The organism is Gammaproteobacteria bacterium (genome assembly GCA_016716465.1).
In the GTDB taxonomy this organism is placed as follows: Bacteria; Pseudomonadota; Gammaproteobacteria; order SZUA-140; family SZUA-140; genus JADJWH01.
Map to the genome: position 1 here is coordinate 159685 of JADJWH010000006.1, position 14169 is coordinate 173853.

General features: G+C 68.4%; 11 protein-coding genes. All 11 read right to left on the bottom strand.

What is annotated here, in order from left to right:
• Positions 1 to 64: 64 nt before the first annotated feature.
• The 11 genes from IPM20_13120 to aceF all read right to left on the bottom strand — a co-directional run bounded on the left by IPM20_13120 (position 65) and on the right by aceF (position 14159).
• Entirely contained in the window at positions 65 to 808 is a 744-nt protein-coding gene (locus IPM20_13120; GenBank protein ID MBK9132555.1) for a cytochrome b/b6 domain-containing protein, read from the bottom strand.
• A gap of 302 nt (positions 809 to 1110) precedes the next feature.
• Positions 1111 to 3789 (bottom strand): GNAT family N-acetyltransferase, encoded by a 2679-nt coding sequence (locus IPM20_13125; protein ID MBK9132556.1) that lies wholly within the window; start codon positions 3787 to 3789, stop codon positions 1111 to 1113.
• 97 nt (positions 3790 to 3886) lie between these two features.
• Positions 3887 to 4282, bottom strand: coding sequence for a FixH family protein (locus IPM20_13130; protein MBK9132557.1), 396 nt, complete (start codon positions 4280 to 4282; stop codon positions 3887 to 3889).
• 7 nt (positions 4283 to 4289) lie between these two features.
• Positions 4290 to 4679: a lactoylglutathione lyase gene (gene gloA / locus IPM20_13135; protein ID MBK9132558.1), complete on the bottom strand. Its 390-nt coding sequence runs from the start codon at positions 4677 to 4679 to the stop codon at positions 4290 to 4292.
• A 53-nt stretch (positions 4680 to 4732) separates the two neighbouring features.
• Positions 4733 to 5941, bottom strand: coding sequence for an ABC transporter permease (locus tag IPM20_13140; GenBank protein MBK9132559.1), 1209 nt, complete (start codon positions 5939 to 5941; stop codon positions 4733 to 4735).
• On the bottom strand, positions 5941 to 6660 hold the full coding sequence (locus tag IPM20_13145) for an ABC transporter ATP-binding protein (GenBank protein MBK9132560.1): 720 nt from the start codon (positions 6658 to 6660) through the stop codon (positions 5941 to 5943). The genes IPM20_13140 and IPM20_13145 overlap by 1 nt, the downstream gene beginning before the upstream one ends.
• A complete protein-coding gene (locus IPM20_13150; GenBank protein MBK9132561.1) occupies positions 6657 to 7976 on the bottom strand; it encodes an efflux RND transporter periplasmic adaptor subunit in 1320 nt (439 codons plus the stop codon). The genes IPM20_13145 and IPM20_13150 overlap by 4 nt, the downstream gene beginning before the upstream one ends.
• The gene (locus tag IPM20_13155; GenBank protein MBK9132562.1) at positions 7976 to 9406 is read right to left on the bottom strand and encodes an efflux transporter outer membrane subunit; all 1431 of its coding nucleotides are present in this window, start codon (positions 9404 to 9406) and stop codon (positions 7976 to 7978) included. The genes IPM20_13150 and IPM20_13155 overlap by 1 nt, the downstream gene beginning before the upstream one ends.
• Before the next feature lie 161 nt (positions 9407 to 9567).
• Positions 9568 to 10797, bottom strand: coding sequence for an argininosuccinate synthase (locus IPM20_13160; protein ID MBK9132563.1), 1230 nt, complete (start codon positions 10795 to 10797; stop codon positions 9568 to 9570).
• A 255-nt stretch (positions 10798 to 11052) separates the two neighbouring features.
• Positions 11053 to 12828: a dihydrolipoyl dehydrogenase gene (lpdA, locus tag IPM20_13165; protein ID MBK9132564.1), complete on the bottom strand. Its 1776-nt coding sequence runs from the start codon at positions 12826 to 12828 to the stop codon at positions 11053 to 11055.
• Between the two features lie 5 nt (positions 12829 to 12833).
• Positions 12834 to 14159 (bottom strand): dihydrolipoyllysine-residue acetyltransferase, encoded by a 1326-nt coding sequence (gene aceF / locus IPM20_13170; protein ID MBK9132565.1) that lies wholly within the window; start codon positions 14157 to 14159, stop codon positions 12834 to 12836.
• Positions 14160 to 14169 lie beyond the last annotated feature (10 nt).

A 14169-nucleotide genomic window follows, 5' to 3' on the forward strand; every position in this document is an offset into this window, starting at 1 on the left:
TAAGCAGCGCGCAAAGCGCGCCCGCTTGAGCGCCTTGTTGGGCGCTCGCTTGAACCGAACGGACTCAGTCATGGTCATTGCGATCTTCGTCCCGAGGACGTCCACGAACTATCTTTCGTCCCGTGAACATCGCCGAAATGATGCTGCCGCCTTCCTTCAGCTCGGTGATAACCACTGCGGCTATGTGCACAACGACGACGACCACGAGGACATAGAAGCTGTAGAGATGTATTGCTGCGAAGGGCTTGCGGAACGCGCGCATGCTTTCGTAGGCCGCGGCAGAATACATCTCGCGGGCATAGGGCAACAGGGAGCCCGGATCGATACCCGGCGCCGCTACCCACTGCGCGATCCAATGCCCGATCGGGGGGTAGAACAGATCAGTACCCGCGAGAACCAGGCCGGTAATACCGAGACAGGAAATGAGGATAAACAGAGCCGCAATACCCAGCCGTCCTACCGGGTTGTGCCCTAGATACTGCTCCGGGTGACCCGCGATAAAGGCTGCGACATAGCTGCGTACCGCGTGGAAGTATCCCTCACCGCCCGGAAGGATCGAACGCCACCTAGCATAGCGGTTACCCATAAAGGCCCATGCGATGCGCCAGAGAAAGTTCAATGCGAAGACGTACCCGATCAAAACGTGAACTGTCTTGAGGGTTACTTTGCCGGCATTGGACACATCGAGATCGCCCGCGTTGAGAATCGTGAAGCCCACAGCCCCCAGGGCGATGACGCAGACCACATTGATCCAATGGAACCAGCGGGTGCCCGCGTCCCAGACCGCATAAGATCTCAGTTCAGACATGTATTCCTCTCGCCAAGAAGATCACCCAAGTAGATCCATTAAAGCATAACGATACCGTTTCTAACGTGCCGCATGGAGCACCCAGTATTGAGTAGGTATAAAAGTTATACGTTATAACGTAGTAATTCTATACATAACACGCATCCGCACCGATGAATCCATTGATTCCATGCCGTATTCGAGACAGGCTCCAGGGAATACGGATAATTTATTGGTGTCAGCCCTCATAGCTTCAATCGGGATCGCCTGCATTGTATAGATGACCGCATCGATTACCCGAAAGTCTTAGTATCTTCATATCATTACAGCGCCAGCGTCACCCGCCTGACATTCTCCGCCCCTGCCACTTCGCTGACACAAAAACCCAGCGCCTCCGCCAGCGCGAGCATCTCGGTGTTCTGCGCAAGCACTTCGCCCTCCATGCTTTCGAGTCCGCGCGCACGGGCGATCTCGATCAGGCGCTGCATCAGGCGGTGGCCGATGCCCTTGCGGTGCCAGGCGTCGGCGACGACGATGGCAAACTCGCAGGAGCGGTGGTCGGGGTTGACGACGTAACGCGCCACGGCGACCTCGCGCTCCTGACCACCCTGGCTGACGACGGCGATCAACGCCATCTCGAGGTCGTAGTCGATCTGCGTGAAGCGCATCAGCATCGCGGGCGTGAGTTCCTGCAGGCTCTGCATGAAGCGCAGGTATTTCGCCTGCGGCGACAGGCCGCGCACGAATTCCTGCTCGATGTGCGCGTCCTCAGGGCGGATCGGACGCAGTGTGACGTCGGTACCGTCGGGCAACGGGTAGGAAATGCTCAGCTCGGCGGGATAGGGATGGATGGCCATGTGGGCATAGGGCCGCGCGCCGGGGACGGCCGGCGCGATGCGCGCACGCGCGTCGAGCGCGAGCACGCCGCGATCGTCGATGACGAGCGGATTGATGTCCAGCTCGCGCAGCTCGGGCAGCGCGCAGACCAGGTCGGACACGCGCCGCAGCACCGTCACCAGCGCGGACAGCTTCGCCGGCTTCATGCCGCGAAACTCCCGCAGCAGGCGGGACACGCGCGTGCCGGCGATCATCTCGCTGGCGATGAAGTCGTTCAGCGGCGGCAGCGCGACGGCGCGGTCGTGCAGCACCTCCACCAGCGTGCCGCCGGCGCCGCAGCTGATGGCGGGGCCGAAGACCGGGTCCGCCACCACGCCGACCAGCAGTTCGCGCGTATTCGGGTTGCGCGCCATCGGCTCGACGGTCACGCCATGCAGCGTCGCGTCGGGGCGCTGCCGCTGGACCGATTCGAGCAGGTCGGCGCAGGCCGCGCGCAGCTCCGCCGTGCCGGCGATGTCGAGGCGCACGCCGCCGACGTCGGTCTTGTGCGTGATATCGGGGGAATCGATCTTGAGCGCGACCGGATACCCCAGCCGCTCCGCCGCCGCGACCGCCGCGTCGGCATCGCGCGCCGCGATACTGGGGATCACCGGGATGTGAAAGGCCTCCAGCAGCGCCTTGGCCTCGGTTTCGGTCAGGGTATCGCGCCCCTGCGCCAGCGCGACCCGCACCAGCCCGCGCGCCCGCGCGAGGTCCGGCGGCTCGTGATAGGACAGCGGCGCCGGCACCTGCAGCAGCAACTGCTGGTTGTGGTGGTGGCTGGCGAGATAGGAGAAGGCCTCGACCGCCTCCTCCGGCGTCTCGAACTGCGGGATGCGGTGGCGCGCGAACAGCGCGCGCGCCGCCTCCACCTGGGTATCGCCCATCCAGCAGGCCAGCACCGGCTTGGACGCGCCCGTCGCGGCGGCGACCACGGCCTCGGCCGCCGCGCGCGGGTGCGTCATCGCCTGCGGCGTCAGCATCGCGAGCACGCCGTCGACGGCTGGGTCGGCGAGACAGCCGGCGACTGCCGCGCGGTACAGCTCCGGGCCGGCATCGCCGAGCAGATCGATCGGATTTCCGCGCGACCAGCGCGCGCCGAGCTGTTGCGCAAGCGCGTTCACGGTCGCATCGGACAGGCGCGCCAGCGCCACGCCCTGCTCCGCCGCGCGATCCGCCGCCATCACGCCGGGACCGCCGCCGTTGGTGACGATGGCGAGACGGTTGCCCTGCGCATGGCTGCCGCCGGCCAGGATCTCGGCGGCGGAGAACATCTGCTGCACGGTGAAGGCGCGCACCGCGCCGGCGCGACGCAAGGCCGCATCGAAGACGTCGTCGCCGCCGACCAGCGCGCCGGTGTGCGACATCGCCGCGTGCGCGCCTTCGCCGTGGCGCCCGGCCTTGATTGCCACCACCGGCTTCAGGCGCGCGGCCGCGCGCAGGCCGCTCATGAAGTTGCGCGCGTCGCGCACGCTCTCGATGTAGAGCAGGATGCCACGCGTGGGCGCGTCCAGCGCGAGGTAACCGAGCAGGTCGCCGAAATCGACGTCGATGGCGTTGCCGAGCGAGACCACGGCGGAGAAGCCGATGCCGCGCGCCTGCGCCCAGTCGAGGATGGCGGTGCACAGCGCGCCGGACTGCGAGACCAGCGCGAGCTGGCCGGGCGGCGCCTGGTTGTTGCTGAAGGTCGCGTTCAGCCCGACGCGCGGGACCATGATGCCGAGGCAGTTCGGCCCGACCAGGCGCACGCCGCGAGCCTGCGCGGTCGCGCGCACCTGCTGTTCCAGCGTGCGCCCGGGCTCGCCCGTTTCACCGAAGCCCGCCGACAGCACCACCGCCGCGCGCACGCCGGCGGCCCCGCACTGATCGATGATCGCGGGCACGGTGGCGGCCGGCGTCGCGATGACGGCGAGATCAACCGGCGCGCCGGCCTCCGCCAGCGTGGCGTGGCACGTCAACCCCTGTACGGTCGTGTGCTTGGGATTGATCGGATGGATGGCGCCCCGGAAACCGCCCGCACGCAGATTGCGCAGCACGATCTCCCCCACCGCCTCGGGCCGCTCGGTGGCGCCGAAGACGGCGACCGAACGCGGGGCGAACAGGCGATCGAGATAGTGGGGGCCCATACAAACGACGGTAAGGAGTGAGGCGTTAGGTGTGAGGAGTCAAGTATGAATCACGTCCAAACTTTCGCCTAACGCCTCACTCCTCACACCTCACGTTTTATTCCGGCCATTCCAGCGTGTATTCGAACGCCGCGGTGCGGGCCTGGCCGGCGCAGGTGAAGGTGACCTCGATGCGCCAGTCGCCGCCCATGGAGTACTCGAACCCGGTCCCGGTGTAGGCGCCGCCGCCCGCATCCTTCATCGGGATGACGGTGGTATCGCTCGACATTTCCATTCCGGGCATGTGCTGCTGCAGCGTGACGGCGCAGCCGTCGGCGGGTGATCCGTCACGGCTCAGGGTGAATTTCAGTTCCGCCGGCGAACCCACCTTGAGCGGCGCCGGGTTCGTGCGCAGCGCGGCGGTGTAGCCATCGACCGTGGTCGTCTGCGCGTCGCCCCAGCCGGAGCACGCGGCGAGCCCCAACAGGACGGTCAGAACAAAGGTGCGTTTCATGATCCCCTCAGTGTGGTTTTGCCTGGATCAGTTCGATGCGGTAACCGTCGGGATCCTCGACGAAGGCGATGACGGTGGTGCCGTGCTTCATCGGGCCCGCCTCGCGCACCACCTTGCCGCCGCGGCGCCGGATCTCGTCGCAGGCCGCGTAGGCATCCGCCACCTCGACGGCGATGTGGCCGAAGGCGGTGCCCATCTCGTATTTGTCGGTACCCCAGTTGTAGGTCAGCTCGATGACCGCGCCTTCGGCCTCCGGGCCGAAACCGACGAAGGCCAGCGTGAACTTGCCCTCGGGATACTCCTGCAGCCGCAGCAGGCGCATGCCGAGCACCTCGGTATAGAACTTGAGCGAGCGGTCGAGGTCGCCGACGCGGATCATGGTATGGAGAATGCGCATGGCGCCAGTGTACGGGCAAACGCCGCCCGAGAAAAGTGCGGCGCGGGGACGCCCTACTCGTGGCGCAGCGCCTCGATCGGGTCGAGCCGCGCCGCGCGCCGCGCGGGGAAATAGCCGAACAGCACGCCGATGCCCGCCGAGAACAGGAAGGACACCAGGTTGATGCCGGGCTGGAACAGATACGGCACCTGCATCACCTGCGCCAGCACGAAGGAGGCGATGGTGGCGATCAGCACGCCGATCAGTCCGCCCAGCGAGGCGAGCACCACGGCCTCGATCAGGAACTGCAGCAGCACCTCGTATTCGAGCGCGCCGATCGCGAGGCGCAGGCCGATCTCGCGCGTGCGCTCGGTGACGCTGACCAGCATGATGTTCATGATGCCGATGCCGCCCACCAGCAGGCTGACCGCGGCGACCGCGCCGAGCAGCGTGGTCATCACGCGGGTGGCGCTCGACATGGTATCGGCGATCTGGCGCGTGTCGAGCACGTTGAAATTGTCGATGTCGGCGGCGGACAGCTTGCGGCGCTCGCGCAGCAGCTCGGTGACGGCCGCCTGCACCTGCGCGCTGTCGGCGCCGTCCTCCATCGACACCAGCAGGGTGCGGACATTGAGGTTGCCGGTCACGCGGCGCTGCATGGTCCGCAGCGGCAGCACGATAGTGTCGTCCTGATCCATGCCCATGGCGCCCTGCCCCTTCGCGGCCAGCAGGCCGATCACGACACAGGAGAACTGCTTGACGCGGATGCTCTGTCCCAGCGGGTCGGCGCCGCCGAACAGCTCGCGCCGCACCGTGGCCCCGATGACGCACACCGCCGCGCCGGCGCGCTCCTCCGCCGCGTCGAAGATGCGGCCGCCGGCCAGTGTCCAGTTGCTGATGTCGAAGTAATTGGCGCTGGAGCCGGAGGCGCTGGTGGACCAGTTGTTGGCGCCATAGACCACCGTCACGGTGGACGTCACCTGCGGCGCCACCGCCCGCACGCCGCCGATCTGGGTCGCGATCGCCACGCCGTCGGCCTCCTTGAACGGCGGCGCGCCGAAGCCGCCGCCGCCCGGCCCCAGGCGCTGGCCCGGGCGCACCATGAGCAGGTTGCTGCCCAGGCTGGAGATCTGGTCCGACACCGCCTGCGTCGCGCCGCGCCCGAGCGTCACCATGGTGATCACCGCGCTGACGCCGATGACGATGCCGAGGATGGTGAGAAACGAGCGCAGCAGGTTGCGGCGGATCTCGCGCAGCGCGAGCAGCAGCGCATTCCACCACATCAGACCGTCTCCGCGCGTTGCGGCGCCCGCGGCGCGCCGTCGCCGTCGATGCGGCCGTCGAGGAAATGCACGACCCGGCTCGCGTAGGCCGCCATCTCGGACTCGTGGGTCACCATCAGCACGGTGATGCCGCGTTCCGCGTTGAGCGCGCGCACCAGCTCCATGATCTCGTGGCTGCGCCGGGTATCGAGGTTTCCGGTCGGTTCGTCCGCCAGCAGGACCCGCGGATGCGTGACGATCGCGCGCGCGATGGCGACGCGCTGCTGCTGTCCGCCCGACAGCTCAGCCGGGTTGTGATGCTCCCAGCCCGCCAGCCCCACCGAGGCCAGCGCCTCGCGCGCCGCGGCGCGGCGCGCGGCCGCGCCCTCGCCGCGATAGAGCAGCGGCAACTCGACGTTCTCCTGCGCCGAGGTGCGCGCCAGCAGATTGAAGCCCTGGAACACGAAGCCGAAATAGCGCCGGCGCAGGCGTGCGCGCTGGTCGCGCGTCAGGCGTTCGACGTGCGTGCCGAGGAACAGGTAGTCGCCGCCGGTCGGCGTGTCCATGCAGCCGAGGATGTTCATCATCGTGGACTTGCCCGAGCCGCTCGGCCCCATGATCGCGACGAAACTGCCGGACTCGATGTCCATGTCCACGCCGCGCAGGGCCTGGAACGCGGCGATGCCCTGGCCGTACACCTTGGTGACGCCGCGCAGCCGGATCAGCGGCGCGGCATTCACGACGCCCCCGCCGCCCGCTGCCCGGTGATGACCGCCATGCCCGGCTGCAGTTGCTCGCCGCTGACCTCGGTCAGGAAGCCGTTGCTGACGCCGGCCTCCACCGGCACGGCGACGGCCTGGCCGTCGCGCAGCACCCACACCTGACGCGCCACCACGACCTTGTCGTTGACGGTCTTGCTCTTGACGCCGGTGCGCGGCGGGCGTGGCATCAGGCTCGACACCAGTCCGCCGCCGTCCTGCCGCGGCGCCGCGCCGGCCTCCGCGCCGTCCGCCGGCGTGAAGCGCAGCGCCGCGTTGGGCACCAGCAGCACGTCCCGCCGCTCGGTGGCCGTGATCTGCGCCGTCGCCGTCATGCCCGGACGCAGGCTGAGATCCGAGTTGTCCACCGCCAGCACGGTGACATAGGTCACCACGTTGTCCTGGGTCGTCGAGCCGAAATCGACCCGGGTGACGGTGGCGGGATAATCGCGATTGGGATAGGCGCTGACGGTGAAGGTGGCGCGCTGCCCTTCGCTGACCTGTCCGACGTCGGCCTCGTCGACATTGACCTCGAGCTTCATCTGGGTCAGGTCCTCGGCCAGCGTGAACAGCGTGACCGCCTGCAGTGAGGCCGCGACGGCGTTGCCGGGATCGACCGAGCGCGCCAGCACGACGCCGTTGATGGGCGAGCGGATGGCGGCCTTGGACAGGTTCGTCTCGGCGGAGCTGAGCGCGGCGCGCGCCTCGGCCACGCCGGCGCCGGCGCCGGCCTCGTCCGCCAGCGCGCGCTGCAGCGCCGCCTGGGCCGTGGCGAGTTCGGATTGCGAGGGGACCTGGCCGCCGGACAGGCGCGACACTTCCTCCAGGCGCGCGAGGTTGTCGCGCGCCTCGCTGGCCGTGGCGGCGGCCTGCCGCACCGTGGCCTCGGCCGAGGTCAGCGCGGCGCGCGCCTGGGTGACCTGGTCGTTCAGCTTGGCGGTGTCGAGCTCGACCAGGACCTGTCCCTTCCTGACGTGATCGTTGACGTCCACCAGCACGCGCGCGACCGTCCCGGACAGCTCGCTGCCGATGTCAACCTGATTGGTCGGCTGCAGGATGCCGTTGGCGGTAACCAGCACCGTGAGATCGCCGCGCGCGACGGCCGAGGTCACGTAACGCGGCAGCGCGTCGGCGCGCTGATACGACTGCCACAACAGGACCGCGCCGATCGCGGCGGCGACCAGGACGCTCACGACCCAGGTCCCGGGCCGGCGCCACCACGGGCGCGCGCCGCCGTCGCCGAGCAGGCGGTCGATGTCCCCGCTCGAATCGGGGGTCGTGGAATTCTGCGTCACCATCAGGTACTCCCTTGCGCCGCCGCGGGCGGCATGCGTTCGCTGTCTTCGTCGGCGGCCGCGGGCGTCCAGCCGCCGCCCAGCGCCTTGTACAGGCGCACGTAATCGGCGCCCAGTTCCGCCTCGGTGCCGGCCACGCCGTCCTGCGCGCTGAGCAGCGTGCGCTGCGTCTCGAGCACCGTCTGGAAATCGATCAGTCCGCTCGCGTAGCGGTTGTCGGCCAGCAGCGCGGCGTTGCGCGCCGCCTCCGCCGCGCGCCGCTGCGCCGCCAGTTGCTCGCGCGCCTTGCGCAGCGCGACCAGGGAGTCCTCGACATCCTGGAGCGCGGCCAGCACGACGGCGCGGTAATTTTCCTGCGCCTCGTCGAGCGCCGCCTGGCGCAGGCGCACCTGGGCGCGCCGGCCGCCGTTGTCGAACACGGGCAGGCTCACGCTGGCGAGCAGCGAGCGCACCACCGCCTCGCCCTCGGACAGGCCCGCGACGGTGAGCGCGCTGAGACCGAGCGAGCCGCCGAGCGAAAACGCGGGCAGGCGATCGGCCGTCGCCTGATCCACGCGCGCGGCGGCCGCGACGACCTGCGCCTCGGCGGCGCGGACATCGGGGCGCTGGCGCAGGGTCTCGGCCGGGATGACGAGCGCCAGATCCTCCGGCGCCACGGGCAGCGGCGCCGCCGCGGACAGCGCGGCAGGCGCCGTGCCGGGCGCCTGCCCGGCGAGCACCGCGAGGCTGTTCAGGGTCTGCGCGATACTCGTCTCCAGCACCGGCAGTTGCGCCCGCGTCTGTTCGACGGCGGCGCGCGCCTGCTCCACCTCCAGCGAAGTCACCAGCCCGGCCTGCGCGCGCCACCGCGTCAGCTCCAGGGTCTGCTCCTGGCTGGCGAGGTTCGCGCGCGCGATGGCGAGGCGCGCCTGCAACCCGCGCAACTGCAGGTAGGCCACCGCTACTTCGGCGGCCACCGACACGCGCGTATCGGCCAGGCTGCCGGCGCTGGCCTCGACGTCGGCATCAGCCGCGACCACGCCGGAACGCGTGGCGCCGAAGATGTCGGGCTCCCAGCTGGCGTCGAACCCGGCGCGATACTGGCTCACCGCGCTGTCGCCGCCCGTCTTGCTGCGCTGGGCCGAGGCGGACGCGGTGACGGACGGACCCAGCCCCGCCGCGGTCACGTCGCGCTGGGCGCGGGCCTGGCGCAGGCGCGCCTGCGCGGCGCGCACGTCGGTGCCCGCGGCCAGCGACCGCGTGACGAGGTCAGTCAGGACGGGATCGTCGAAGCGCTCCCACCAGTGCGCGAGCGCGACGGAGGCGGCATCGGCGGCCGGCGTCGCGTCGCTCCAGGCGGCGGGCACGGCGACGCCGGGGTCCGGCGTCTGGCGCGCGGACGGTGCGGCGGCGCATCCGGCCAGCGCGAGGATCAGCGCCGCGGACGCTGCCATCCACGGGACGGGGCGCCTGAGGGCGCGCGGGAAATCGAAGGGATGCCTCATAAGGATCTGCGCGAAAAACCGTCCAGCCTTGTTCAAAAATAAACCCGTAGCGGCGGCAGCGCGATCCGCGGACTCCCGACGCGGCGGGGCCGCGCGGGAGCCCGTGCGCGTCAGGCGAGCGGGCGCTTCTTGCGCGCCGCGATGCGCATGCGCAGGGCGTTCAGCTTGATGAAGCCGCCCGCGTCCTTCTGGTCGTAGGCGCCGGCATCGTCCTCGAAGGTGGCGATGGTCGCGTCAAACAGGGAATCGGTCTTCGAATCGCGCCCGCTGACGATGACATTGCCCTTGTAGAGCTTGACGCGCACCCAGCCGTTGACGTGCTGCTGCGTGTGGTCGATCAGCGTCTGCAGCGTGACCCGCTCGGGGCTCCACCAGTAGCCGTTGTAGATCAGGCTGGCGTAACGCGGCATCAGGTCGTCCTTCAGGTGCGCGACCTCGCGGTCGAGCGTGATCGATTCGATGGCGCGGTGCGCCTTGAGCAGGATGGCGCCGCCCGGGGTCTCGTAGCAGCCGCGCGATTTCATGCCGACATAGCGGTTTTCCACCAGGTCGAGGCGGCCGATGCCGTGCTTGCCGCCGAGCCGGTTGAGCTCGGCCAGCAGGGCATGCGCGGGCATGCGCTTGCCGTTGATGGCGACGAGGTCGCCGCGCGCGAATTCCAGTTCGACGTACTCGGCCGCGTCGGGCGCCGCCTCCGGCGACACGGTCCAGCGCCACATCGATTCCTCGGCCTCGGCGGAGGGATTTTCGAGGTGGCGGCCCTCGTAGCTGATGTGCAGCAGGTTGGCGTCCATCGAATAGGGCGAACCGCCCTGCTTGTGCTTCATGTCGATCGGGATGCCGTTGCGCTCGGCATAGCCCAGCAGCTTCTCGCGCGACAGCAGGTCCCACTCGCGCCACGGCGCGATGATCTTGACGCCGGGCTTGAGCGCGTAGGCGCCGAGCTCGAAGCGCACCTGGTCGTTGCCCTTGCCGGTGGCGCCGTGCGAGATCGCGTCCGCGCCGGTGATGTCGGCGATCTCCACCAGGCGCTTGGCGATCAGCGGGCGCGCGATCGAGGTGCCGAGCAGGTACTCGCCTTCATAGACGGTGTTGGCGCGGAACATCGGGAACACGAAGTCGCGCACGAATTCCTCGCGCAGGTCGTCGATGAAGATATTCTGGTTTTTGATGCCGAGCTTGAGCGCCTTGGCGCGCGCCGGCTCGAGTTCCTCGCCCTGGCCGATGTCGGCGGTGAAGGTGACGACTTCGCAGCCGTAGGTGTCCTGCAGCCAGCGCAGGATGACGGAGGTGTCCAGACCGCCCGAGTACGCGAGGACGACTTTCTTGATATCTGCCATGGTTAATCCCGTGAGGTGTGAGGAATCAGGTGTGAGGCGTAGTTTACCGCAACCCCAAGCGGTGGGGACAGGCTTGGCACCCTCCCCGTCTCACCTGTCGATACCGCACGATCCACGATGTCCATGCCCGACATACTAGACGGGCATGGTGCAAACGTGGGTCAGCGGAAGGTAAAGATGTGTAAATCCATCAGGAGACGGCAAGAGATGGGGGACAGATTTGAAATCTGTCCCCGATTATGGCTGTCTCGATGGCTATTTGCGCTTCGGTGCGTAGATGTCGGTGCAACTGCCTTCGGCGACCTCGGCGGCGAAATTGAAGGTCTCGGACAGCGTCGGGTGCGGGTGCACCGTCAGCGCGATGTCCGCGACATCCGCCCCCATCTCCAGCGCCAGGACCGCCTCCGCGATCAGCTCGCCGGCGTTCGGGCCGACCATCGCGGCGCCGATGATCCGGTGCTGGGCATCGAACAGCACCTTGGTCATACCCTCGTCGCGCCCCAGCGACAGCGAGCGACCGCTCGCGGCCCACGGAAACACGCCTTTTTCGTAGGCGATGCCCTCGGCCTTGCACTGGTCCTCGGTCTTGCCCATCCATGCGACCTCGGGATCGGTGTACGCCACCGCCGGGATCGTCCGGGCATCGAAGTGGGACTTCTGTCCGGCGATCACCTCGGCCGCGACCTTGCCCTCGTGGGTCGCCTTGTGCGCCAGCATCGGCTGGCCGATGACGTCGCCGATCGCGAAGATGTGCGGCACATTGGTCCGCTGCTGTTTGTCGGCCGCGATGAACCCGCGTTCGTCGACGCGGACGCCGGCCTTGTCGGCGGCGATCAACAAACCGTTCGGGCTGCGGCCGATCGCGACCAGCACCTGGTCGAAGGTATCGCTGGCCGGCGCGCCCTTGCCCTCGAAACGGCACACCAGCCCGTCGGCGGCCGGTTCGATCGCGGTCACTTTGGTATTGGTGTAAATGGCCTCGTAGCGCTTCTTGATCCGCCGCTCCAGCGGCCGCACCACATCGCGGTCGGCGCCGGGGATCAGGCCGGGTGACAACTCGACGATCGTGACCTTGGCGCCGAGCGCGTCATAGACCGTCGCCATCTCGAGGCCGATGATGCCGCCGCCGACGACCAGCAGCCGGCGCGGCACCTGCCGGATCTCCAGCGCGTCGGTCGAATCCATGACCCGGGGGTCATCCCACGGGATGAACGGCAGCTTCGTGACCCGCGAGCCGACCGCGATGATGCAATACTGAAAACCGATCACGGTCCTGCCGCCGTCGGTCGCCTCGACCTCGATCGTATGCGGCGACGTGAACCTGCCGTAGCCCTGCACGATCTTGACCTTGCGCTGGCGCGCCAGCCCTTTCAGACCGCCGGTCAGCTTGCCGACCACGGCATTCTTGTGGGCGCGCAGCTTGTCGAGGTCGATCTCGGGCGTATTGAAACCGACGCCGATGTCGTGGAACTCCGCGGCCTCGTTGATCACCTGCGCGGTATGCAGCAGCGCCTTGGACGGGATGCAGCCGACATTCAGGCACACGCCGCCGATGTCCGGATAGCGTTCGATCAGCACCACCTGTTTGCCGAGGTCGGCGGCGCGGAACGCCGCCGTGTAGCCGCCCGGTCCGGATCCGAGCACGACGACCTCGGCCTCGATGTCGACCTTGCCGTGGTAGCTCGCGGCGGCCGGCGCCGGTGCCGCGACGGGCGCCCCCCCCTGATCCGGATTGGCCGGCTGGGACGGCTGCGCCGCCTTGCCCGGCGGCGCGGCCGACGGGGCCGCGGCGGCGGTCTCCAGCGTCAGGATCGAACTGCCTTCCGAGACCTTGTCACCGAGCGCCACCAGCACCTGTTTGACGACGCCGGCCTGGGGCGACGGGATCTCCATCGAGGCCTTGTCGGACTCGACCGAGATCAGCGAATCCTCGGCGCTGACCGTATCGCCGGGCTTGACCAGGATTTCGATGACCTCGACACCGGAAAAGTCGCCGATGTTGGGCACCTTGATTTCGATGACAGTGCTCACGGTGATTACGCCAGGGTCTTCGGGTCGGCCAGCACGCCGCACAGAAAGGTCGTGAACCGCGCGCCGTCCGCACCGTCGATGACCCGGTGGTCGTAGGACAGCGCCAGCGGCAACATCAGCCGCGGCATGAATTCCTTGCCGTTCCACACCGGCTGCATCTTCGAGCGCGACACGCCGAGGATCGCCACTTCCGGCGCATTGACGATCGGCGTGAACTTGGTGCCGCCGATGCCGCCGAGACTGGAGATCGTGATGCAGCCGCCCTGCAGGTCCGCGGGCTTCAGCTTCTTGTCGCGCGCCCTGGCGCTGATCTCGCCGAGTTCGACCGCGAGGTCGACCAGGCTCTTCCGGTCGACGTCCTGCACCACCGGCACGACCAGCCCGTCCGGCGTGTCGACCGCGATCCCGACATTGAAATATTTCTTGAACACCAGGTTCTCGCCGCCGGCATCCAGCGACGAATTGAAGCGCGGGTATTCCTGCAGCGCCTTGACGATCGCCTTCATCAGGAACACCAGCGGGGTGATCCGGATGTCCCTGGCCTTGTACTCGGCCGCCATCGCCTTGCGCTGCGCCTCCATGTCGGTGATGTCGGCCTCGTCAAACTGCGTCACGTGCGGGATCGTGACCCAGTTGCGGTGCAGGAACTGGCCGGTCAGTTTGTTGATCTTGGTCAGCGGCCGGGTCTCGACCTCGCCCCATTTGGCGAAATCGATCGCGGGCAGCGGCGCGACCTGCAGGCCGCCGGCCGCCGGCAGGCCCTGGGTCATGACCTGTTTGACGAAGGCCTTGACGTCGTCCTGGGTGATCCGGCCCTTGCGCCCGGAACCGCCGACCCGGCCGAGATCGACACCGAGTTCGCGGGCGAACCTGCGTACGCCGGGGCTGGCGTAGGCCCGGGCGAATCCGGCCTCGTCGAACCGGCCCGGCGCCATCATCGGCGTCGTTACCGGCGCTGCCGGTGATGGCGCGGCCCGTACCGGCGCCGCCACGGGCGCGGCCGGCTTCGTCGCGACGGGCGGTGACGCGGGAGCGGGCGCGGCGGCCGGCGCCGCCTTCACTGTCCCGGTCGAAGCCGCGGCGGTGGCGCCGCCGGCGCTGGGCTCGAGCAGCAGGATCAGACTGCCTTCCGAGACCTTTTCACCGACCTTGACCTTGAGCTCCTTGACGGTGCCGGCCTCCGGTGACGGGATCTCCATCGAGGCCTTGTCGGACTCGACCGAGATCAGCGAATCCTCGGCCTTGACCGTATCACCCGGGGCGACCAGGATCTCGATGACCTCGACATCGGAGAAATCGCCGATATTCGGCACCAGAATCTGCTTGCTCATGACGGGATTC

Excerpts from the sequence above, each read along its gene's own strand:
- IPM20_13120 (MBK9132555.1), bottom strand. The coding sequence starts at position 808 with ATGTCTGAACTGAGATCTTATGCGGTCTGGGACGCGGGCACCCGCTGG.
- IPM20_13140 (MBK9132559.1), bottom strand. The coding sequence starts at position 5,941 with ATGTGGTGGAATGCGCTGCTGCTCGCGCTGCGCGAGATCCGCCGCAAC.
- IPM20_13155 (MBK9132562.1), bottom strand. The coding sequence starts at position 9,406 with ATGGCAGCGTCCGCGGCGCTGATCCTCGCGCTGGCCGGATGCGCCGCC.
- gloA (MBK9132558.1), bottom strand. The coding sequence starts at position 4,679 with ATGCGCATTCTCCATACCATGATCCGCGTCGGCGACCTCGACCGCTCG.
- IPM20_13130 (MBK9132557.1), bottom strand. The coding sequence starts at position 4,282 with ATGAAACGCACCTTTGTTCTGACCGTCCTGTTGGGGCTCGCCGCGTGC.
- IPM20_13150 (MBK9132561.1), bottom strand. The coding sequence starts at position 7,976 with ATGGTGACGCAGAATTCCACGACCCCCGATTCGAGCGGGGACATCGAC.
- aceF (MBK9132565.1), bottom strand. The coding sequence starts at position 14,159 with ATGAGCAAGCAGATTCTGGTGCCGAATATCGGCGATTTCTCCGATGTC.
- IPM20_13125 (MBK9132556.1), bottom strand. The coding sequence starts at position 3,789 with ATGGGCCCCCACTATCTCGATCGCCTGTTCGCCCCGCGTTCGGTCGCC.
- IPM20_13160 (MBK9132563.1), bottom strand. The coding sequence starts at position 10,797 with ATGGCAGATATCAAGAAAGTCGTCCTCGCGTACTCGGGCGGTCTGGAC.